Consider the following 18,096-nt stretch of genomic DNA (forward strand, 5'->3'; position numbering starts at 1 on the left):
AAATACCTCCCAAATGGGAGTAGATACAATTCTAGATTGATGGCTTAATACAACGTGTCGTAGCGCTGTTGCGTTTCGGCTTTCGGTTTGTGGTCTTGGGATCGCATACCCTTACCGCCTGGTCGGTGGCCCCCGACCGGGCGGCTTTTTGAGGTCAGTTCGATTCGTTGAAGGTCACGATCGAAACCTCGCCCTCGGTCGCGCCCTGATAGGCCGAAAGATGCGGCTCGTCGTCGGGCGCGCCCTGCATCTCGCCGATCTGGTCCAGCTCCGCCTCGGCATAGCCTTCGCGCGCGAGCGCCTCCAGCGCCAGCCGCACGGCGGAATCATCGTCCGGCGCAACGAGCATGACGTGCACGCCTTCCGCTTCGCCGCCCTTCCTGCGCCAGACGCGGCCAACGATTATGGTCACGGGATTCGCTTCATTGTCGTTCATGAGTGATTCCTTTCATGCCTCGTCCCGGCGATTCCCGTCCTTTGCCACGGCGGGCAGGCCAGAAACAGACGGCGGCGGCAAATTATCTATTGAGTTTGCCTTGGATCGGGCAACAAAGTTACTACATGACCGTCTAGACCCTCAAACCGGCGGTTTCTGGACGAATAACAGGTGCTTGGGGTTGACGAGGGTCGTTGTTGCGGGTAGAAGCCGCGACGTCTGAGCCGATGTGAGGCTTTCATTTCCGGGACATCTCGAACCGGAGCTTGCCTCAAACAGGGTTCGTTTTACGAGCGAAAAGACATTTCCGGCTTGCATGAAGCGGCTTCCGCTTCCTCTGCGTTTTGTTCGGGCAGCACCGCTGAGGCGGTTTTGGTGCCCGAATTTGCGTATGGAAATGACGCTTGAAACGGCTCTGCGAAGGGCTTGTGACACGGATTTTTGAGAAAGAGGAAGGTTTAATGCCTACCGTCAACCAGCTGATCCGCAAGCCGCGCATTGCGCCGGTGAAGCGCAACAAGGTTCCGGCCATGCAGGCCAACCCGCAGAAGCGGGGCGTATGCACGCGCGTCTATACGACGACGCCGAAGAAGCCGAACTCCGCGCTCCGCAAGGTTGCGAAGATTCGCCTCGTGAACGGCTTCGAAGTGATTGGCTACATTCCCGGCGAAGGCCACAACCTTCAGGAGCACTCCGTGGTGATGATCCGCGGCGGCCGCGTGAAGGACCTTCCGGGTGTGCGCTATCACATCATCCGCGGCGTGCTCGACACCCAGGGTGTGAAAAACCGCAAGCAGCGTCGTTCGAAGTACGGCGCAAAGCGTCCGAAGTAAGGGTTTCCCGGCTTCGGCGCTTTTGTTTTAAGCGTCGAGCCGTTGATCGTGAGAGACAAGAGACATGTCCCGACGCCATCGTGCAGAAAAGCGTGAAATCAATCCGGATCCGAAGTTCGGCGATCTGATTGTAACTAAGTTCATGAACGCCGTGATGCTTCACGGCAAGAAATCGGTCGCCGAGACGATCGTCTACGGCGCGCTTGACCAGGTTCAGGCCAAGACCAAGCAGGAGCCGGTTACCGTCTTCCATCAGGCGCTCGACAATGTCGCGCCTCATGTGGAAGTCCGTTCGCGGCGCGTCGGTGGCGCCACCTACCAGGTGCCGGTCGATGTTCGTCCGGAGCGTCGCCAGGCTCTCGCGATCCGCTGGCTGATCACAGCCGCGCGCAACCGCAACGAGACGACGATGGTCGATCGCCTGTCGGGCGAGCTGCTCGACGCCGCCAACAATCGTGGCACCGCCGTCAAGAAGCGTGAAGACACGCACAAGATGGCCGAAGCCAACCGCGCCTTCGCGCACTACCGCTGGTAATCCGGCGAGCAGGGATACGAGAGGCACATCACCATGGCCCGCGAATATAAAATCGAAGACTACCGTAACTTCGGCATCATGGCGCACATCGACGCCGGCAAGACGACGACGACCGAGCGTATCCTTTACTACACCGGCAAGTCGCACAAGATCGGCGAAGTGCATGACGGTGCCGCCACCATGGACTGGATGGAGCAGGAGCAGGAGCGTGGCATCACGATCACCTCCGCCGCGACCACCACGTTCTGGGAAGGCCGCGACGGCAAGAAGCGGCGCTTCAACATCATCGACACGCCCGGCCACGTCGACTTCACCATCGAGGTGGAGCGTTCGCTGCGCGTGCTCGACGGCGCCATCGCGCTGCTCGATTCCAATGCGGGCGTCGAGCCGCAGACGGAGACCGTTTGGCGCCAGGCCGAGAAGTATCATGTCCCGCGCATGATCTTCTGCAACAAGATGGACAAGACCGGCGCGGACTTCTACCGCTGCCTGGAGATGATCGAGTCTCGTCTTGGTGCGGTCGGCGTCGCCGTCCAGCTTCCGATCGGCGCCGAGAACGACTTCAAGGGCATCGTTGACCTGATCGAGATGAACGCTCTGATCTGGCGCGACGAGACCCTCGGCGCACAGTGGGACGTCGTCGAGATTCCGGCCGACCTCAAGGACAAGGCCGAGCAGTATCGCGAGAAGATGATCGAGGCCGCGGTCGAGATGGACGAGGCTGCACTCGAGGCTTACCTCGATGGCAACATTCCGTCCAACGACGAGCTGCGCCGCCTGATCCGCAAGGGCACGATCGAGGTGAAGTTCCACCCGGTCCTGTGCGGCACCGCCTTCAAGAACAAGGGCGTTCAGCCGCTGCTCGACGCCGTCGTCGACTTCCTGCCGTCGCCGATCGAGGTCCCGGACATCAAGGGCATCGACCCGAAGACCGAGGACGAGGTCAAGCGCAAGTCTTCGGACGAAGAGGCGCTGTCCATGCTGGCGTTCAAGATCATGAACGACCCGTTCGTGGGTTCGCTGACCTTCGCGCGCATCTATTCCGGCGTCCTGAAGAAGGGCGTCTCGCTCGAGAACACCGTCAAGGGCAAGCGCGAGCGCATCGGCCGCATGCTGCAGATGCACTCCAACTCGCGTGAGGATATCGAGGAGGCATATGCCGGCGATATCGTCGCTCTGGCGGGCCTCAAGGACACGACCACGGGTGACACGCTCTGCGATCCGCTGAAGCCGGTCATTCTCGAGCGCATGGAGTTCCCCGATCCGGTCATCCAGATCGCGATCGAGCCGAAGACCAAGGGCGACCAGGAGAAGATGGGCCTCGCGCTCAACCGCCTGGCGGCCGAGGACCCGTCCTTCCGCGTCAAGACCGACGAGGAAAGCGGCCAGACGATCATCGCCGGCATGGGCGAGCTTCATCTCGACATTCTCGTCGACCGCATGAAGCGCGAGTTCAAGGTCGAGGCGAATGTCGGCGCTCCGCAGGTGGCCTACCGCGAGACGATCACGCGTACCGCCGAAGTCGACTACACGCACAAGAAGCAGACCGGCGGTACCGGCCAGTTCGCGCGCGTCAAGCTGATCTTCGAGCCGAATCCGGAGAGCGAAGAGTTCGTCTTCGAGTCCAAGATCGTCGGCGGCGCGGTTCCCAAGGAATACATTCCGGGCGTCCAGAAGGGCATCCAGAGCGTGCTCTCCTCCGGTCCGCTGGCGGGCTTCCCGATGCTCGGCGTCAAGGCGACGCTGATCGACGGTGCCTTCCACGACGTCGACTCCTCGGTCCTCGCCTTCGAGATCGCGTCGCGTGCGGCCTTCCGTGAAGGCGCACAGAAGGCCGGCGCGCAGCTTCTCGAGCCGATCATGAAGGTCGAGGTCGTGACGCCGGAAGACTATGTCGGCGGCGTCATCGGCGACTTGAACGGCCGTCGCGGCCAGATCCAGGGCCAGGAGACCCGCGGCATCGCCGTGGTGATCAACGCCATGGTGCCGCTCGCCAACATGTTCAAGTATGTCGACACGCTGCGCTCGATGTCGCAGGGCCGCGCCCAGTACACGATGCAGTTCGATCACTACGAGCCTGTTCCGACGGCAGTCGCCCAGGAAATTCAGAAGAAATTCGCGTAACCCCGAACCGGTTGCGCAGCCCGAAATTGATTGCCTGAACAGGCACAAGAAAATGGAGACCTCACATGGCCAAGGGTAAATTTGAGCGTACTAAGCCGCATGTGAACATTGGCACGATTGGTCACGTTGACCATGGCAAGACGTCGCTGACGGCGGCGATCACGAAGTATTTCGGCGAGTTCAAGGCGTATGACCAGATTGACGCTGCGCCTGAGGAGAAGGCGCGCGGCATCACGATCTCGACGGCGCATGTCGAGTACGAGACGGAGAACCGTCACTACGCGCATGTGGACTGCCCTGGGCACGCGGACTATGTGAAGAACATGATCACGGGTGCGGCGCAGATGGACGGCGCGATCCTGGTGGTTTCGGCGGCCGACGGCCCGATGCCGCAGACGCGCGAGCACATCCTGCTTGCCCGCCAGGTCGGCGTTCCCGCGATCGTGGTGTTTTTGAACAAGGTCGACCAGGTCGACGACGCGGAGCTTCTGGAGCTCGTCGAGCTCGAGGTTCGCGAGCTTCTGTCGTCCTACGAGTTCCCGGGCGACGACATTCCGATCGTCAAGGGTTCGGCGCTTGCGGCGCTCGAGGATTCCAACAAGGAGATCGGCGAGGACGCGGTGCGCAAGCTGATGGCCGAGGTCGACGCCTACATTCCGACGCCGGAGCGTCCGATCGATCAGCCGTTCCTGATGCCGATCGAGGACGTGTTCTCGATCTCGGGCCGCGGCACGGTGGTGACGGGCCGTGTGGAGCGCGGCATCGTGAAGGTGGGCGAGACGGTGGAGATCGTCGGCATCCGCGACACGACGTCGACGACGGTGACGGGCGTTGAGATGTTCCGCAAGCTTCTGGACCAGGGCCAGGCCGGCGACAACATCGGCGCGCTTCTGCGCGGCGTCGACCGCGAGGGCGTCGAGCGCGGGCAGGTTCTGTGCAAGCCGGGTTCGGTGAAGCCGCACAAGAAGTTCAAGGCGGAGGCCTACATCCTGACGAAGGAGGAGGGCGGACGCCACACGCCGTTCTTCACCAACTACCGTCCGCAGTTCTACTTCCGCACCACCGACGTGACGGGCATCGTGACGCTGCCGGAAGGCACGGAGATGGTGATGCCGGGCGACAACGTGACGGTCGACGTCGAGCTGATCGTGCCGATCGCGATGGAAGAGAAGCTGCGCTTCGCCATCCGCGAAGGCGGCCGCACCGTCGGTGCAGGCATCGTCGCGAGCATCACGGAATAAGTGGATCAACGGGATCTGTCGCGGGCGCGGGATGCCCGCGCCGCGCCAGAACAAGGAATTGACGCATGAACGGACAAAACATCCGCATCCGCCTCAAGGCGTTTGACCACCGGGTGCTTGATGCGTCGACGCGAGAGATCGTGTCGACCGCCAAACGCACCGGCGCCAACGTCCGCGGCCCCATTCCGCTGCCCACGCGGATCGAGAAATTTACCGTGAACCGCTCGCCGCACATCGACAAGAAGAGCCGCGAGCAGTTCGAGATGCGCACGCACAAGCGGCTGCTGGATATCGTAGACCCGACCCCCCAGACGGTCGATGCTTTGATGAAGCTCGACCTGGCTGCCGGTGTCGATGTCGAGATCAAGCTCTAAGGGCTTGAGGAAGGACGAACCGATGCGTTCAGGTGTTATCGCACAGAAAATCGGGATGACGCGCGTCTACAACGACGCCGGCGAGCATGTACCGGTCACCGTTCTCCGCATGGAGAACTGCCAGGTCGTGGCGCAGCGCACCCAGGAGAAGAATGGCTACACGGCGGTCCAGTTGGGCGTCGGGCTTGCCAAGGTGAAGAATACGTCGAAGGCGCTGCGCGGACATTTCGCCACCGCCTCCGTCGAGCCGAAGTCCAAGGTCGCCGAGTTCCGGGTTTCCCCCGAGAACCTGATCGACGTGGGCTCCGAGATCACCGTCGAGCATTTCGTCGTCGGCCAGAAGGTCGACGTGACGGGCACCTCGATCGGCAAGGGCTTCCAGGGCGTCATGAAGCGCCACAATTTCGGCGGCGGCCGCGCGACCCACGGTAACTCGGTCTCGCACCGTACCCACGGCTCGACCGGCCAGCGCCAGGACCCCGGCAAGGTGTTCAAGGGCAAGAAGATGGCCGGCCACATGGGTGCCGTCCGCGTCACGACGCAGAACGTCGAGGTTGTCTCGACCGATGCCGAGCGCGGGCTGATCCTGATCCGTGGCGCCGTCCCCGGCTCGAAGGGCGCCTGGATCATGGTTCGCGACGCCGTCAAGTCGCCGCTTCCGGACAATGTTCCGAAGCCGGCAGCCGTGCGCGCCGCCCAGAAGAACGAAGCTCCGGCGGGCGAAACCGCTCCGGCGACTGAAGGAGCCGAATAATGGACGTCAAGATTACAACGCTCGCGGGCGGCGAAGCCGGCAAGGTCAAGCTCTCGGAAGAGATCTTCGGTCTTGATCCGCGCGAGGACATCCTGCAGCGCGTCGTGCGCTGGCAGCTCGCCAAGAAGCAGCAGGGCACGCACAAGACGAAGGGCCGCGCGGAAATCGCCCGGACCGGCGCCAAGATGTACAAGCAGAAGGGTACGGGCCGCGCCCGTCACTCATCTGCTCGCGCTCCGCAGTTCCGCGGCGGCGGCAAGGCCCACGGCCCGGTCGTTCGTAGCCACGAGCACGCCCTTCCCAAGAAGGTTCGCGCTCTCGGCCTGCGCCACGCCCTTTCGGCCAAGGCCAAGGCGTCGAACCTGATCATCGTCGACGACCTGAAGGTCGATGACGTCAAGACCAAGATGCTGGTCACCAATTTCGCGAAGCTCGGCCTCAGCAATGCACTGCTGATCGGCGGCGCGGAGCTCGACCAGAACTTCAAGCGCGCCGCGTCGAACATTCCGAACATCGACGTGCTGCCGGTTCAGGGCATCAACGTGTACGACATTCTGCGCCGCGGCACGCTGGTCCTTTCCAAGGCAGCCGTGGAAGCTCTCGAGGAGCGCTTCAAATGACTGATCTTCGCCACTACGACGTGATCGTCAGCCCGGCGATCACCGAAAAATCGACCATGGCTTCCGAGCAGAACCAGGTCGTCTTCAATGTCGCCCGCAAGGCGACGAAGCCTGAGATCAAGGCTGCGATCGAAGCGCTGTTCGGCGTCAAGGTCACGGCTGTGAATACGCTCGTGCGCAAGGGCAAGGTGAAGCGGTTTCGCGGCACCATCGGGCGCCAGAGCGATGTGAAGAAGGCAGTCGTGACGCTGGCCGAAGGCCAGTCGATCGACGTCGCGACCGGACTCTGAGGACGGAACGATGGCACTCAAGAAATATAATCCGGTTACGCCGGGCACCCGCCAACTGGTGATCGTCGACCGCTCGGGCCTCTACAAGGGCAAGCCGGTTAAGGGTCTGACCGAGGGGCTGTCGTCGTCGGGCGGTCGCAACAACTACGGTCGCGTGACGGCCCGCTTCATCGGCGGCGGTCACAAGCGCACCTATCGGGTCATTGACTTCAAGCGCCGCAAGTTCGATATGTCGGCCACGGTCGAGCGACTCGAATACGATCCGAACCGCACGGCTTTCATCGCGCTCATCAAGTATGAGGACGGCGAGCTCAGCTACATCCTGGCTCCGCAGCGCCTCCAGGCCGGCGACAAGGTCATCGCCGGCGAGAGCGTCGACGTGAAGCCGGGCAATGCGATGCCGCTTTCGGCGATGCCGGTCGGGACGATCGTGCACAATGTCGAGCTGAAGCCGAACAAGGGTGGCCAGATCGCCCGTTCGGCGGGCACCTACGCCCAGCTCGTCGGCCGCGACCAGGGAATGGCGATCCTTCGCCTGAACTCGGGCGAGCAGCGCATCGTGCACGGCTCGTGCCTTGCCACCGTCGGCGCCGTGTCCAATCCGGACCACGGCAACATCAACGACGGCAAGGCGGGTCGTTCGCGCTGGCGCGGCAAGCGCCCGCACAATCGCGGCGTCGCCATGAACCCGGTCGATCACCCGCACGGCGGCGGTGAAGGCCGTACCTCGGGCGGTCGCCATCCGGTGAGCCCGTGGGGCAAGCCGACCAAGGGCAAGAGAACGCGGTCCAACAAGTCGACCGACAAGTTCATCATGCGCTCGCGCCACCAGCGCAAGAGCTAAAGAGAGGTAGTCTGACGTGACCCGTTCAGTTTGGAAAGGCCCGTTCGTCGACGGCTTTCTGCTCAAGAAGGCAGAGAAAGTGCGCGAGGGTGGCCGCAACGAGGTGATCAAGATGTGGAGCCGCCGCTCCACCATCCTGCCGCAGTTCGTCGGCCTCACCTTCGGTGTCTATAACGGCCAGAAGCACATCCCCGTCTCGGTGAGCGAGGAGATGGTGGGCCACAAATTCGGTGAGTTCGCCCCGACCCGTACCTATTACGGCCATGGCGCGGACAAGAAGGCGAAGAGGAAGTAACGATGGGCAAGGCCAAAGCTCCGCGCAGGCTTGCTGACAACGAGGCGCGTGCGGTTCTCCGCACCATCCGCGTCAGCCCGCAGAAGCTGAACCTGGTTGCCGCGCTGATCCGCGGCAAGAAGGTGGCGACCGCGCTCGCCGATCTGGAATTCTCGCGCAAGCGCATTGCCGGCACCGTCAGGAAGACGCTGGAATCGGCTATCGCTAACGCGGAAAACAATCACGACCTCGACGTGGACGCGCTCGTCGTCGCGGAGGCTTATGTCGGCAAGTCGATCGTCATGAAGCGCTTCCATGCACGTGGCCGCGGTCGCGCCAGCCGCATCGAGAAGCCTTTCTCGAACCTGACGATCGTGGTTCGCGAAGTTGAAGAGAAAGTGGAGGCCGCCTGATGGGCCAGAAAGTCAATCCGATCGGTCTGCGTCTGGGCATCAACCGCACCTGGGATTCGCGCTGGTACGCGAACACCGGCGAGTATGGCCAGCTCCTGCACGAGGATCTCAAGATCCGCGAGTACCTCGAGAAGGAACTCAAGCAGGCCGCGGTTTCCAAGATCGTGATCGAGCGTCCGCACAAGAAGTGCCGCGTGACGATCCACGCCGCTCGTCCTGGCCTGATCATCGGCAAGAAGGGCGCCGACATCGAGAAGCTTCGCAAGAAGCTGACCGAGATGACGAATTCGGAAACGCACCTCAACATCGTCGAGGTTCGCAAGCCCGAGATCGACGCGACCCTGGTCGCCCAGTCGATCGCCCAGCAGCTCGAGCGCCGCGTGGCGTTCCGCCGCGCCATGAAGCGTGCCGTGCAGTCGGCCATGCGTCTCGGCGCTGAGGGCATCCGCATCAATTGCGCGGGCCGTCTGGGCGGCGCGGAAATCGCGCGCATGGAATGGTACCGCGAAGGCCGTGTGCCGCTGCACACGCTGCGCGCCGATGTCGACTACGGTACGGCCGAGGCACAGACCGCCTACGGCATCTGCGGCGTCAAGGTGTGGGTGTTCAAGGGCGAGATCCTCGAGCATGACCCGATGGCTTCCGAGCGCCGCGCGGTCGAGGGCGATGCGCAGTCGAGCGCCCCGCGCCGCCGCGAGAACGCCTGAGAAGGCATAGGAATTTTGGAGAAGAACGATGCTGCAGCCAAAGCGCACAAAGTTCCGTAAGCAGTTCAAGGGGCGCATTCACGGCGTGGCCAAGGGCGGAACGGACCTCAACTTCGGCGGTTACGGACTGAAGGCGGTCGAGCCCAACCGGGTGACCGCCCGCGAGATCGAAGCCGCCCGCCGTGCCATCACGCGTCAGATGAAGCGTCAGGGCCGCGTGTGGATCCGCATTTTCCCGGACGTTCCGGTGACCTCGAAGCCTACCGAAGTCCGCATGGGCAAGGGCAAGGGTTCGGTCGATTACTGGGCGTGCCGGGTCAAGCCGGGCCGCGTGATGTTCGAGATCGACGGCGTCTCCGAGGAGATCGCCCGCGAGGCTCTGCGTCTCGGCGCTGCCAAGCTGTCGGTCAGGACGCGCTTCGTGCAGCGCATTGCAGAATAGGGAAGGTGAGCCAGATGAAAGCCGCCGACGTAAGGGCCAAGACGCCCGACCAGCTCAATGACGAACTGGCCGCCCTCAAGAAGGAGCAGTTCAACCTGCGCTTCCAGAAGGCGACGGGCCAGCTCGAGAAAACCGCGCGCGTGAAGCAGGTCCGCAGGGACATTGCGCGCATCAAGACGATCGCGGCCGAGAAGTCTGCCGCCAAGAAGGCTTAAGGACGAAGAAAATGCCAAAGCGCATCATGCAGGGCACGGTCGTCAGCGACAAGAACGACAAGACCGTCGTGGTCAAGATCGAACGGCGCTTCACGCATCCGGTGATGAAGAAGACCGTGCGTCAGACCAAGCGGTACAAGGCGCATGACGAGAGCAACGCCTGCAAGGTGGGCGATTTCGTCTTCATCCAGGAATCGGCTCCGATTTCCAAGGACAAGCGCTGGGTCGTGATCGAAAACCAGACCCAGGGAACGCCGGCGAAAGCCGAGTAAGAAACGAATTTTGGACAAGCCGGGCAGGGCGGGCGCCCTACCGAGACTAAAGAAGAAGGCGGCCAGTCATGATTCAGATGCAAACAAACCTCGACGTGGCGGATAATTCCGGCGCACGTCGTGTCATGTGCATCAAGGTGCTGGGCGGTTCGAAGCGGAAATACGCTTCCGTGGGCGACATCATCGTCGTCTCGGTGAAGGAAGCCATTCCGCGCGGCCGCGTGAAGAAGGGCGACGTGATGAAGGCGGTGGTGGTTCGCACCGCCAAGGACATCCGCCGCCCGGACGGCAGCGTGATCCGTTTCGACAAGAACGCGGCCGTTCTCGTCGACAACAAGAAAGAGCCGATCGGCACGCGTATCTTCGGACCGGTTCCGCGCGAACTCCGCGCCAAGAACCACATGAAGATCATCTCGCTCGCGCCTGAAGTGCTCTAAGGAGGCCGGAAAGATGCAGAATATCCGTAAAGGCGACAAGGTCGTCGTTCTGGCCGGCAAGGACAAGGGCCGCACCGGCGAAGTCCTGCGCGTGATGCCGAAGGACGACAAGGCCGTCGTGCGCGGCGTGAACCTGATCCGCCGCCACCAGAAGCAGACCCAGGCCCAGGAAGGCGGGATCATCACCAAGGAAGCCCCGATCCACCTGTCGAACATCGCGATCGCCGATCCCAAGGACGGCAAGCCGACCCGCGTCGGCTTCGAGCTTCGCGACGGCAAGAAGGTGCGCATCGCGAAGCGCTCGGGAGAAGTCATCAATGGCTAAGGCTCAATACGAACCGCGGGTCAAGAAGCTCTATGACGAGCAGATCCGCAAGGCTCTCCAGGAGCAGTTCAACTACGAGAACGAGATGCAGATTCCGCGTCTCGACAAGATCGTGATCAACATGGGCGTCGGCGAGGCGACGGCGGATTCGAAGAAGCCGACGATCGCGGCCGAGGATCTCGCGATGATCGCCGGCCAGAAGGCCGTCGTGACGCGTGCGCGCAACTCGATCGCCGGCTTCAAGGTTCGCGAGAACATGCCGATCGGCGCCAAGGTGACGCTGCGCCGCGACCGCATGTACGATTTCGTCGACCGCCTGGTGACGATCGCGCTGCCGCGCGTTCGCGACTTCCGCGGACTGAATCCGAAGAGCTTTGACGGCCGTGGCAATTTTGCCATGGGCATCAAGGAACACATCGTGTTCCCCGAGATCAACTACGACAAGGTCGACCAGATCTGGGGAATGGACATCATCGTTTGTACGACTGCGAAGACGGACGACGAGGCACGGGCGCTGCTCAAGGCCTTGAACTTCCCCTTCCGCCAGTAACGGCAGCGAGAAAAGGAAAAATCTGAAATGGCCAAGACCAGCTCAGTCGAGAAGAACAACAGGCGCCGCAAGCTTGTGGACCGCTACGCTGCCAAGCGCGCGGAACTCAAGGCGATCGTCATGAACCAGAGCCTGCCGATGGAAGAGCGCTTCCGGGCGCAGCTCAAGCTTGCCTCGCTCCCGCGCAATTCCGCCAAGACGCGTATCCGCAACCGTTGCGAGGTGACGGGCCGTCCGCGCGCCTACTATCGCAAGCTGAAGATGTCGCGCGTCGCGCTGCGTGAACTCGGCAACAACGGCCTGATCCCGGGCCTTGTCAAGTCCAGCTGGTAAGGAGGGCAGACCATGTCCATGAGTGATCCCCTCGGCGATATGCTGACCCGCATCCGCAACGCCTATGGCCGCAAGAAGACCAAGGTCTCCACGCCGGCGTCGCGCCTGCGTGCCCGCGTTCTCGACGTGCTGAAGTCGGAAGGCTACATCCGCGACTACAGCCAGGTCGACTACGGCAACGGCAAGTCGGAGATCGAGATCGAGCTGAAATATTTCGACGGCGAGCCGGTGATCCGCGAGATCGCCCGCGTTTCGAAGCCGGGCCGCCGCGTTTACGTGTCGGTCAAGTCGATCCCGCACGTTGCGAACGGCCTCGGCATTTCGATCCTGTCCACGCCGAAGGGCGTGATGGCCGATCACGAGGCCCGTGAGCAGAATGTCGGCGGAGAAGTTCTCTGCCAGATCTTCTGATCGTGACGGCTGAACAGATATAAAGGACGAGGACGACATCATGTCTCGTATAGGCAAGAAACCGGTAGCAGTCCCGCAGGGCGTCACCGCCAGCGTGGATGGCCAGACGGTCACCGCCAAGGGCCCGAAGGGCGAGCTCAAGTTCGTCGTCAACGACGAAGTGCTCGTCAAGCTGGAGGAAGGCGAGATCGCCGTGCAGCCGCGCGACCAGTCGAAGGACGCCCGCTCCAAGTGGGGCATGTCGCGCACGCAGATCCAGAACCTCCTGCAGGGCGTCAAGGACGGCTTCGAGCGCCGGCTCGAGATCACCGGTGTGGGTTACCGCGCCGCGATGCAGGGCAAGAATTTGCAGCTTGCTCTTGGCTTCAGCCACGACGTCATCTATGAGGCCCCGCAGGGCGTCACCATCGCGGTGCCGAAGCCGACGGAGATCGTCGTGACCGGCGTCGACAAGCAGGTGGTCGGCCAGGTCGCAGCGGAAATACGCAAGTATCGCGGTCCCGAGCCCTACAAGGGCAAGGGCGTCCGTTATGCCGGCGAGCGCATCGTGCGCAAGGAAGGCAAGAAGAAGTAACGCCGCGGTGCGCGGTCGCGGGAAGCGCAGAAGCTTACCGCAGATGGCCGCACCCGTTTCAGAAGGCAAGGAACTAGATCATGGCTTCGAAAGAAACCGTTCAGCGTCGCGCGTCGCGCGTGCGCCGTCAGCTCAAGAAGGTCGCGGGCGATCGTCCGCGTCTTTCCGTTTACCGTTCGTCCAAGAACATCTACGCGCAGGTCATCGACGATTCGAAAGGCCACACCCTGGCCTCCGCTTCGACGCTGGAGAAGGATCTCAAGGGAGCCCTGAAGACCGGCGCTGACGCTGCTGCCGCCGCAGCCGTCGGCAAGCTGCTTGCCGAGCGCGCCGCCAAGGCCGGCATCAAGGAAGTCGTCTTCGATCGCGGACCGTACATCTATCACGGTCGCGTCAAGGCGCTTGCGGAAGCTGCCCGCGAAGGCGGTCTGAGCTTCTAAGGAACCGGGCCGGTACGGGGAACCCGCGTCCGGCCTTTTCACCCAACTGTGCTTCCGGAAAAGAATAAGGATCAGGATAATGGCACAAGAACGTAGGGACGGTGGCCGCGATCGCGGCCGGGACCGCGAAGAGCGCGACGACGGTATCGTCGACAAGCTCGTCCACATCAACCGCGTCGCCAAGGTCGTCAAGGGCGGCCGTCGCTTCGGCTTTGCAGCCCTCGTCGTCGTCGGCGACCAGAAGGGCCGCGTCGGCTTCGGCCACGGCAAGGCCCGCGAAGTGCCCGAGGCGATCCGCAAGGCCACCGAGAGCGCCAAGCGCGACATGATCTTCGTGCCGCTGCGCGGCGGCCGCACGCTTCACCACGACGTTCACGGCCGTCACGGCGCCGGCCGCGTCCTCCTGCGCGCCGCCAAGGCCGGTACCGGCATCATCGCCGGCGGCCCGATGCGCGCGGTTTTCGAGACGCTGGGCGTTCATGACGTCGTCGCGAAGTCCATGGGTTCGTCGAACCCGTACAACATGGTGCGCGCCACGTTCGACGCACTGAAGAGCCAGATGCATCCGAAGGACGTTGCTGCCCAGCGCGGCATCAAGTACTCGGCTCTGCAGGCGCGCCGCGGCGCTGCCGTGTCGGCTGACGAATAGTCCGCCGGGCGACTGATCAAGGGAATTGGATCATGGCTAAGAAGCAGAGCAAGACTCTGACTGTCGAACAGACCGGCAGCCCCATCCGCCGCCCGGCCGAGCAGCGTGCGACGCTGATCGGCCTCGGCCTCAACAAGATGCACAAGCGCAGCACCCTGGAGGACACCCCCTCCGTTCGCGGAATGATCGCCAAGGTGCAGCACCTCGTCCGTGTCGTGGACGAGGCGTAAGACCGCAGGAGCGATATCATGAAACTCAACGAACTGCGTGACGTTGACGGCGCCACCAAGGCGCCCAAGCGCGTCGGCCGCGGCATCGGCTCCGGCTCCGGCAAGACCGGCGGTCGCGGCGTGAAGGGTCAGAAGTCCCGTTCGGGCGTCGCCATCAACGGCTTCGAGGGCGGCCAGATGCCGCTGTATCGTCGCCTGCCGAAGCGCGGCTTCAAGAACATCTTCGCCAAGGACTACAACGAGGTTTCCCTCGGCCGGGTCCAGACGGCGATCGATGCCAAGAAGCTCGACGCCAAGGAGACGGTGACGGTCGAGACGCTGGTCAAGGCGGGCGTGCTTCGCCGTGCCAAGGACGGTGTTCGCCTCCTGGGCGGCGGCGAACTGACGACGAAGGTCAATTTCGACATCGCCGGCGCCTCCAAGTCGGCGATCGAGAAGGTCGAGAAGGCTGGCGGATCGGTCAAACTGCCCGAACAGGCGGCAGCCGAGTAACTGGCACTTCCTTTACGCGGCGGCTTGCTCATGATCTGGCCCGATCGAAATTTTCTCGATCCGGTCAACATGCGCAAGCCGCCGCTTGCATCTTTGCCGGACGAAGCCTATTTCGTGGGCTCGGCGGCACGCGCTACCCGCTTCGAGCGGGTTCTCTTGCGTGACGAAGCGGAGAATTTTCCATGGCATCGGCAGCAGAACAACTTGCGTCAAACCTGAACTTTGCGGCCTTCGCCAAGGCCGAGGATCTGAAGAAACGAATCTGGTTCACGCTCGGCGCGCTGCTTGTCTACCGGCTCGGCACCTATATCCCGCTGCCGGGAATCAATCCCGATGCCTTCGCCCAGGCCTTCCAGCAACAATCCGGCGGCGTGCTCGGCATGTTCAACATGTTCGCGGGCGGCGCGGTCGAGCGTATGGCGATCTTCGCGCTGGGCATCATGCCCTACATCTCCGCCTCCATCATCATGCAGCTCATGACGTCGATCATCCCGACGCTCGAGCAGTTGAAGAAGGAAGGCGAGCAGGGCCGCAAGGTCATCAACCAGTACACCCGGTACGGCACGGTGATTCTGGCGACCGTGCAGGCCTACGGCATCGCCGTCGGCCTCGAGGGAGGCAACCAGATCGTCACCGATCCGGGCTGGTTCTTCCGCATATCGACGGTGATCACGCTCGTCGGCGGCACGATGTTCCTGATGTGGCTCGGCGAGCAGATCACCGCGCGCGGCATCGGCAACGGCATCTCGCTCATCATCTTCTCCGGCATCGTCGCCGGCTTGCCGTCCGCGATCAGCGGCACGCTGGAGCTCGGCCGCACCGGCGCCCTGTCGACCGGCCTGATCCTCGCCATCATCATTCTCGCGATCGTGGTGATCGCCGTGATCGTCTTCTTCGAACGCGCGCAGCGCCGGCTTCTGATCCAGTATCCGAAACGCCAGGTCGGCAACCGCATGTTCCAGGGCGACACCTCGCACCTGCCGTTGAAGCTGAACACGGCCGGCGTCATCCCGCCGATCTTCGCCTCGTCGCTGCTGCTGCTGCCCGCCACCGTCGCAGGCTTCTCCGACACGACGACGCTGCCCGCCTGGGCGAGCACGGTTCTGGCCACGCTCGGCCACGGACAGCCGCTCTACATGCTCCTCTACGCGGCCATGATCGTCTTCTTTGCCTTCTTCTACACGGCGATCGTGTTCAACCCGAAGGACACGGCCGACCAGCTCAAGAAGCATTCGGGCTTCATCCCGGGATATCGCCCGGGCGAGCGGACGGCGGAATATATCGACTACGTGCTCACCCGCATCACGGTCGTGGGCGCGATCTACCTCGTTCTCGTCTGCCTGATGCCGGAATTCCTGATTTCGGCGACCGGCGTCCCGTTCTATCTCGGCGGCACGTCGCTTCTGATCGTCGTCAGCGTCACGCTCGACACGGTTGCGCAGGTTCAAGGCCACCTGATCGCCCACCAGTATGAAGGCCTTATCAAGAAGTCGAAGCTGCGCGGAGGAAAGAGGGGACGATGAGATTAATTCTGCTTGGGCCGCCGGGAGCGGGCAAGGGGACGCAAGCACAGAGGCTGGTCGAGCGACACGGCATACCGCAGCTTTCGACCGGCGACATGCTGCGCGCGGCGGTTGCCAACGGAACTGAAGTCGGAAGGCGCGCCAAGGCGGTGATGGATGCGGGGCAGCTCGTTTCCGACGACATCGTCAACCAGATCGTCTCGGAACGCATCGACCAGCAGGACTGCGGCAGGGGCTTCATTCTCGACGGCTATCCGCGCACCGTGCCCCAGGCCGAGGCGCTGGGCGCGATGCTTGCCGGCAAGGGGCTGCGCCTCAACGCCGTCATCGAGCTCAAGGTCGACGAGTCCGCGCTGGTCAGGCGCATGGAGAAGCGGGTTTCGGACACCGTCGCCGCCGGGGGGCAGGCGAGGGCGGACGACAATCCCGAATCCTTCAAGAAGCGGCTCAACGAATATCGCGAGAAGACGGCGCCGCTTTCGCAGTATTATGCCGGTACCGGCGAGCTGAAGACGATCGACGGCATGGCCGACATGGATACGGTCACCGCCAAGATCGAGGAAATTCTGTCGGAGACGGCGGATAAATAAACACCTGCCGATGGTTGACTATTTTTGCTTGCTGGATTATAGCGGCGCGTCTTCCATTCAGGTATGAAGCAGAGGCCCCTCGACGGGCCTGTTGCCGCATCGATAGGGAAACACCCGCAAGGGCCGGCCTCCACCGGACGCGGGCAAACATTGAAACGCCGGTTCGCCGGCCCAGATGGAGAAGAAGATGGCCCGTATAGCCGGCGTCAACATACCCACGAACAAGCGCGTCATCATCGCGCTTCAGTACATTCACGGAATCGGCCCGAAGTTCGCCTCGGAGATCGTCGAGAAGGTCGGCATTCCGCTCGACCGTCGCGTCAACCAGCTGACCGACGCCGAAGTGCTGCAGATCCGCGAAGCGATCGACCGCGACTACCAGGTCGAGGGCGACCTGCGCCGCGAAGTCTCGATGAACATCAAGCGCCTGATGGATCTGGGCTGCTACCGAGGCCTGCGCCACCGCCGCTCGCTGCCGGTTCGCGGCCAGCGCACGCACACCAATGCCCGTACCCGCAAGGGTCCGGCAAAGGCCATCGCCGGTAAGAAGAAGTAATTTGGGGAATAGGGGAGTAAGGGAGTAGGGGAAGTATGTGAATGCGTTGCGGCCAGCTGCGACCGAAACATACTCCCCTATTTCCCTACTCCCTTACTCCCTTCCAGGTGTAGCCGCTGGCACTACGGCGGCGAAGATATCGTTGAAAGGACTACCATGGCCAAGGAAGCCGCACGGGTTCGCCGTCGCGAACGCAAGAACATCTCCTCCGGTGTCGCTCACGTCAATTCGACGTTCAACAACACCATGATCACCATCACCGACGCCCAGGGCAATGCGATCGCCTGGTCTTCGGCCGGCGCGCAGGGCTTCAAGGGCTCGCGCAAGTCGACGCCGTTCGCGGCGCAGGTTGCCGCCGAGGACTGCGCGAAGAAGGCGCAGGAGCACGGCATGCGTACGCTCGAGGTCGAGGTTTGCGGACCGGGTTCGGGCCGCGAATCCGCGCTTCGCGCGCTGCAGGCCGCGGGCTTCACCATCACGTCGATCCGCGACGTGACGCCGATCCCGCACAATGGCTGCCGCCCGCGCAAGAAGCGCCGCGTCTGACGATTAGCAGGCATCACCCGACGAGCGCCTTCACCGGCGCTCCTCTCGCGGTTTCCAGATTTACCC

General features: G+C 62.8%; 31 protein-coding genes. 30 read left to right on the forward strand and 1 reads right to left on the reverse strand.

Annotated elements, in window-relative coordinates:
* Positions 1 to 154: 154 nt before the first annotated feature.
* Positions 155 to 436 carry a hypothetical protein gene (locus XW59_RS10005; protein ID WP_047144798.1) on the reverse strand — a complete coding sequence of 94 codons (282 nt, stop codon included), beginning with the start codon at positions 434 to 436 and terminating at the stop codon, positions 155 to 157.
* A 461-nt stretch (positions 437 to 897) separates the two neighbouring features.
* On the opposite strand from XW59_RS10005, the gene rpsL reads away from it, so the two are divergent.
* The 30 genes from rpsL (at position 898) to rpsK (ending at position 18,030) form a co-directional block, all read left to right on the forward strand.
* Positions 898 to 1,269, forward strand: coding sequence for a 30S ribosomal protein S12 (rpsL, locus tag XW59_RS10010; RefSeq protein ID WP_024585419.1), 372 nt, complete (start codon positions 898 to 900; stop codon positions 1,267 to 1,269).
* 64 nt (positions 1,270 to 1,333) lie between these two features.
* The gene (gene rpsG / locus XW59_RS10015) at positions 1,334 to 1,804 is read left to right on the forward strand and encodes a 30S ribosomal protein S7 (RefSeq protein WP_047144799.1); all 471 of its coding nucleotides are present in this window, start codon (positions 1,334 to 1,336) and stop codon (positions 1,802 to 1,804) included.
* Positions 1,805 to 1,837: 33 nt separating this feature from the next.
* A complete protein-coding gene (gene fusA, locus XW59_RS10020) occupies positions 1,838 to 3,928 on the forward strand; it encodes an elongation factor G (RefSeq protein ID WP_047144800.1) in 2,091 nt (696 codons plus the stop codon).
* Positions 3,929 to 3,993: 65 nt separating this feature from the next.
* Entirely contained in the window at positions 3,994 to 5,169 is a 1,176-nt protein-coding gene (gene tuf, locus XW59_RS10025) for an elongation factor Tu (RefSeq protein ID WP_047144787.1), read from the forward strand.
* 65 nt (positions 5,170 to 5,234) lie between these two features.
* The gene (gene rpsJ, locus XW59_RS10030) at positions 5,235 to 5,543 is read left to right on the forward strand and encodes a 30S ribosomal protein S10 (RefSeq protein WP_007066362.1); all 309 of its coding nucleotides are present in this window, start codon (positions 5,235 to 5,237) and stop codon (positions 5,541 to 5,543) included.
* A 22-nt stretch (positions 5,544 to 5,565) separates the two neighbouring features.
* Positions 5,566 to 6,297: a 50S ribosomal protein L3 gene (rplC, locus tag XW59_RS10035; protein WP_047144971.1), complete on the forward strand. Its 732-nt coding sequence runs from the start codon at positions 5,566 to 5,568 to the stop codon at positions 6,295 to 6,297.
* On the forward strand, positions 6,297 to 6,917 hold the full coding sequence (gene rplD, locus XW59_RS10040) for a 50S ribosomal protein L4 (RefSeq protein WP_047144801.1): 621 nt from the start codon (positions 6,297 to 6,299) through the stop codon (positions 6,915 to 6,917). The genes rplC and rplD overlap by 1 nt, the downstream gene beginning before the upstream one ends.
* Positions 6,914 to 7,207: a 50S ribosomal protein L23 gene (locus tag XW59_RS10045; RefSeq protein WP_047144802.1), complete on the forward strand. Its 294-nt coding sequence runs from the start codon at positions 6,914 to 6,916 to the stop codon at positions 7,205 to 7,207. Before rplD ends, XW59_RS10045 begins: the two co-directional genes overlap by 4 nt.
* 10 nt (positions 7,208 to 7,217) lie before the next feature.
* On the forward strand, positions 7,218 to 8,051 hold the full coding sequence (rplB, locus tag XW59_RS10050) for a 50S ribosomal protein L2 (RefSeq protein ID WP_047144803.1): 834 nt from the start codon (positions 7,218 to 7,220) through the stop codon (positions 8,049 to 8,051).
* 16 nt (positions 8,052 to 8,067) lie between these two features.
* A complete protein-coding gene (gene rpsS, locus XW59_RS10055) occupies positions 8,068 to 8,346 on the forward strand; it encodes a 30S ribosomal protein S19 (RefSeq protein WP_047144804.1) in 279 nt (92 codons plus the stop codon).
* Positions 8,347 to 8,348: 2 nt separating this feature from the next.
* The gene (rplV, locus tag XW59_RS10060) at positions 8,349 to 8,738 is read left to right on the forward strand and encodes a 50S ribosomal protein L22 (protein WP_047144805.1); all 390 of its coding nucleotides are present in this window, start codon (positions 8,349 to 8,351) and stop codon (positions 8,736 to 8,738) included.
* Positions 8,738 to 9,445: a 30S ribosomal protein S3 gene (gene rpsC, locus XW59_RS10065; RefSeq protein WP_047144806.1), complete on the forward strand. Its 708-nt coding sequence runs from the start codon at positions 8,738 to 8,740 to the stop codon at positions 9,443 to 9,445. Before rplV ends, rpsC begins: the two co-directional genes overlap by 1 nt.
* A gap of 28 nt (positions 9,446 to 9,473) precedes the next feature.
* A complete protein-coding gene (rplP, locus tag XW59_RS10070) occupies positions 9,474 to 9,887 on the forward strand; it encodes a 50S ribosomal protein L16 (protein ID WP_047144807.1) in 414 nt (137 codons plus the stop codon).
* Between the two features lie 14 nt (positions 9,888 to 9,901).
* Complete coding sequence (gene rpmC, locus XW59_RS10075) at positions 9,902 to 10,102, forward strand: 50S ribosomal protein L29 (protein ID WP_047144808.1); 201 nt, start codon at positions 9,902 to 9,904, stop codon at positions 10,100 to 10,102.
* A gap of 11 nt (positions 10,103 to 10,113) precedes the next feature.
* Positions 10,114 to 10,374 (forward strand): 30S ribosomal protein S17, encoded by a 261-nt coding sequence (rpsQ, locus tag XW59_RS10080; protein ID WP_047144809.1) that lies wholly within the window; start codon positions 10,114 to 10,116, stop codon positions 10,372 to 10,374.
* Positions 10,375 to 10,442: 68 nt separating this feature from the next.
* On the forward strand, positions 10,443 to 10,811 hold the full coding sequence (rplN, locus tag XW59_RS10085) for a 50S ribosomal protein L14 (RefSeq protein WP_047144810.1): 369 nt from the start codon (positions 10,443 to 10,445) through the stop codon (positions 10,809 to 10,811).
* A 13-nt stretch (positions 10,812 to 10,824) separates the two neighbouring features.
* Positions 10,825 to 11,136 (forward strand): 50S ribosomal protein L24, encoded by a 312-nt coding sequence (gene rplX / locus XW59_RS10090; protein ID WP_047144811.1) that lies wholly within the window; start codon positions 10,825 to 10,827, stop codon positions 11,134 to 11,136.
* Positions 11,129 to 11,686 (forward strand): 50S ribosomal protein L5, encoded by a 558-nt coding sequence (gene rplE, locus XW59_RS10095; RefSeq protein ID WP_047144812.1) that lies wholly within the window; start codon positions 11,129 to 11,131, stop codon positions 11,684 to 11,686. The genes rplX and rplE overlap by 8 nt, the downstream gene beginning before the upstream one ends.
* A 27-nt stretch (positions 11,687 to 11,713) precedes the next feature.
* Positions 11,714 to 12,019 carry a 30S ribosomal protein S14 gene (rpsN, locus tag XW59_RS10100; RefSeq protein ID WP_047144813.1) on the forward strand — a complete coding sequence of 102 codons (306 nt, stop codon included), beginning with the start codon at positions 11,714 to 11,716 and terminating at the stop codon, positions 12,017 to 12,019.
* Positions 12,020 to 12,031: 12 nt separating this feature from the next.
* Entirely contained in the window at positions 12,032 to 12,430 is a 399-nt protein-coding gene (gene rpsH / locus XW59_RS10105) for a 30S ribosomal protein S8 (protein ID WP_047144814.1), read from the forward strand.
* Positions 12,431 to 12,470: 40 nt separating this feature from the next.
* The gene (rplF, locus tag XW59_RS10110) at positions 12,471 to 13,004 is read left to right on the forward strand and encodes a 50S ribosomal protein L6 (RefSeq protein ID WP_047144815.1); all 534 of its coding nucleotides are present in this window, start codon (positions 12,471 to 12,473) and stop codon (positions 13,002 to 13,004) included.
* Between the two features lie 80 nt (positions 13,005 to 13,084).
* Positions 13,085 to 13,444: a 50S ribosomal protein L18 gene (gene rplR / locus XW59_RS10115; protein ID WP_047144816.1), complete on the forward strand. Its 360-nt coding sequence runs from the start codon at positions 13,085 to 13,087 to the stop codon at positions 13,442 to 13,444.
* 79 nt (positions 13,445 to 13,523) lie between these two features.
* A complete protein-coding gene (rpsE, locus tag XW59_RS10120) occupies positions 13,524 to 14,093 on the forward strand; it encodes a 30S ribosomal protein S5 (protein WP_047144817.1) in 570 nt (189 codons plus the stop codon).
* 32 nt (positions 14,094 to 14,125) lie between these two features.
* The gene (rpmD, locus tag XW59_RS10125) at positions 14,126 to 14,323 is read left to right on the forward strand and encodes a 50S ribosomal protein L30 (protein ID WP_047144818.1); all 198 of its coding nucleotides are present in this window, start codon (positions 14,126 to 14,128) and stop codon (positions 14,321 to 14,323) included.
* 18 nt (positions 14,324 to 14,341) lie between these two features.
* Positions 14,342 to 14,815 (forward strand): 50S ribosomal protein L15, encoded by a 474-nt coding sequence (gene rplO, locus XW59_RS10130; protein ID WP_047144819.1) that lies wholly within the window; start codon positions 14,342 to 14,344, stop codon positions 14,813 to 14,815.
* 30 nt (positions 14,816 to 14,845) lie between these two features.
* Entirely contained in the window at positions 14,846 to 15,034 is a 189-nt protein-coding gene (locus tag XW59_RS10135; RefSeq protein ID WP_047144820.1) for a hypothetical protein, read from the forward strand.
* Positions 14,998 to 16,338: a preprotein translocase subunit SecY gene (secY, locus tag XW59_RS10140; protein WP_047144821.1), complete on the forward strand. Its 1,341-nt coding sequence runs from the start codon at positions 14,998 to 15,000 to the stop codon at positions 16,336 to 16,338. The genes XW59_RS10135 and secY overlap by 37 nt, the downstream gene beginning before the upstream one ends.
* Positions 16,335 to 16,928 carry an adenylate kinase gene (locus tag XW59_RS10145; RefSeq protein WP_047144822.1) on the forward strand — a complete coding sequence of 198 codons (594 nt, stop codon included), beginning with the start codon at positions 16,335 to 16,337 and terminating at the stop codon, positions 16,926 to 16,928. Before secY ends, XW59_RS10145 begins: the two co-directional genes overlap by 4 nt.
* A gap of 187 nt (positions 16,929 to 17,115) precedes the next feature.
* Positions 17,116 to 17,484 (forward strand): 30S ribosomal protein S13, encoded by a 369-nt coding sequence (gene rpsM / locus XW59_RS10150; RefSeq protein ID WP_047144972.1) that lies wholly within the window; start codon positions 17,116 to 17,118, stop codon positions 17,482 to 17,484.
* A gap of 156 nt (positions 17,485 to 17,640) precedes the next feature.
* Entirely contained in the window at positions 17,641 to 18,030 is a 390-nt protein-coding gene (gene rpsK, locus XW59_RS10155) for a 30S ribosomal protein S11 (RefSeq protein ID WP_047144823.1), read from the forward strand.
* Positions 18,031 to 18,096 lie beyond the last annotated feature (66 nt).

The sequence above is a fragment of the Aquamicrobium sp. LC103 genome, from assembly GCF_001014615.2.
GTDB lineage: Bacteria > Pseudomonadota > Alphaproteobacteria > Rhizobiales > Rhizobiaceae > LBCQ02.

Excerpts from the sequence above, each read along its gene's own strand:
- rpmC (WP_047144808.1), top strand. The coding sequence starts at position 9,902 with ATGAAAGCCGCCGACGTAAGGGCCAAGACGCCCGACCAGCTCAATGAC.
- rplP (WP_047144807.1), top strand. The coding sequence starts at position 9,474 with ATGCTGCAGCCAAAGCGCACAAAGTTCCGTAAGCAGTTCAAGGGGCGC.
- rpsC (WP_047144806.1), top strand. The coding sequence starts at position 8,738 with ATGGGCCAGAAAGTCAATCCGATCGGTCTGCGTCTGGGCATCAACCGC.
- rpsN (WP_047144813.1), top strand. The coding sequence starts at position 11,714 with ATGGCCAAGACCAGCTCAGTCGAGAAGAACAACAGGCGCCGCAAGCTT.
- rplX (WP_047144811.1), top strand. The coding sequence starts at position 10,825 with ATGCAGAATATCCGTAAAGGCGACAAGGTCGTCGTTCTGGCCGGCAAG.
- fusA (WP_047144800.1), top strand. The coding sequence starts at position 1,838 with ATGGCCCGCGAATATAAAATCGAAGACTACCGTAACTTCGGCATCATG.
- secY (WP_047144821.1), top strand. The coding sequence starts at position 14,998 with ATGGCATCGGCAGCAGAACAACTTGCGTCAAACCTGAACTTTGCGGCC.
- rplD (WP_047144801.1), top strand. The coding sequence starts at position 6,297 with ATGGACGTCAAGATTACAACGCTCGCGGGCGGCGAAGCCGGCAAGGTC.
- XW59_RS10145 (WP_047144822.1), top strand. The coding sequence starts at position 16,335 with ATGAGATTAATTCTGCTTGGGCCGCCGGGAGCGGGCAAGGGGACGCAA.
- rplE (WP_047144812.1), top strand. The coding sequence starts at position 11,129 with ATGGCTAAGGCTCAATACGAACCGCGGGTCAAGAAGCTCTATGACGAG.
- rpsK (WP_047144823.1), top strand. The coding sequence starts at position 17,641 with ATGGCCAAGGAAGCCGCACGGGTTCGCCGTCGCGAACGCAAGAACATC.
- rpsL (WP_024585419.1), top strand. The coding sequence starts at position 898 with ATGCCTACCGTCAACCAGCTGATCCGCAAGCCGCGCATTGCGCCGGTG.
- rpsQ (WP_047144809.1), top strand. The coding sequence starts at position 10,114 with ATGCCAAAGCGCATCATGCAGGGCACGGTCGTCAGCGACAAGAACGAC.
- XW59_RS10045 (WP_047144802.1), top strand. The coding sequence starts at position 6,914 with ATGACTGATCTTCGCCACTACGACGTGATCGTCAGCCCGGCGATCACC.
- rplF (WP_047144815.1), top strand. The coding sequence starts at position 12,471 with ATGTCTCGTATAGGCAAGAAACCGGTAGCAGTCCCGCAGGGCGTCACC.
- rpsH (WP_047144814.1), top strand. The coding sequence starts at position 12,032 with ATGTCCATGAGTGATCCCCTCGGCGATATGCTGACCCGCATCCGCAAC.
- rplB (WP_047144803.1), top strand. The coding sequence starts at position 7,218 with ATGGCACTCAAGAAATATAATCCGGTTACGCCGGGCACCCGCCAACTG.
- rplO (WP_047144819.1), top strand. The coding sequence starts at position 14,342 with ATGAAACTCAACGAACTGCGTGACGTTGACGGCGCCACCAAGGCGCCC.
- rpmD (WP_047144818.1), top strand. The coding sequence starts at position 14,126 with ATGGCTAAGAAGCAGAGCAAGACTCTGACTGTCGAACAGACCGGCAGC.
- tuf (WP_047144787.1), top strand. The coding sequence starts at position 3,994 with ATGGCCAAGGGTAAATTTGAGCGTACTAAGCCGCATGTGAACATTGGC.
- XW59_RS10005 (WP_047144798.1), bottom strand. The coding sequence starts at position 436 with ATGAACGACAATGAAGCGAATCCCGTGACCATAATCGTTGGCCGCGTC.
- rplV (WP_047144805.1), top strand. The coding sequence starts at position 8,349 with ATGGGCAAGGCCAAAGCTCCGCGCAGGCTTGCTGACAACGAGGCGCGT.
- rpsE (WP_047144817.1), top strand. The coding sequence starts at position 13,524 with ATGGCACAAGAACGTAGGGACGGTGGCCGCGATCGCGGCCGGGACCGC.
- rpsM (WP_047144972.1), top strand. The coding sequence starts at position 17,116 with ATGGCCCGTATAGCCGGCGTCAACATACCCACGAACAAGCGCGTCATC.
- rplC (WP_047144971.1), top strand. The coding sequence starts at position 5,566 with ATGCGTTCAGGTGTTATCGCACAGAAAATCGGGATGACGCGCGTCTAC.
- rplN (WP_047144810.1), top strand. The coding sequence starts at position 10,443 with ATGATTCAGATGCAAACAAACCTCGACGTGGCGGATAATTCCGGCGCA.
- rplR (WP_047144816.1), top strand. The coding sequence starts at position 13,085 with ATGGCTTCGAAAGAAACCGTTCAGCGTCGCGCGTCGCGCGTGCGCCGT.
- XW59_RS10135 (WP_047144820.1), top strand. The coding sequence starts at position 14,846 with ATGATCTGGCCCGATCGAAATTTTCTCGATCCGGTCAACATGCGCAAG.
- rpsG (WP_047144799.1), top strand. The coding sequence starts at position 1,334 with ATGTCCCGACGCCATCGTGCAGAAAAGCGTGAAATCAATCCGGATCCG.
- rpsJ (WP_007066362.1), top strand. The coding sequence starts at position 5,235 with ATGAACGGACAAAACATCCGCATCCGCCTCAAGGCGTTTGACCACCGG.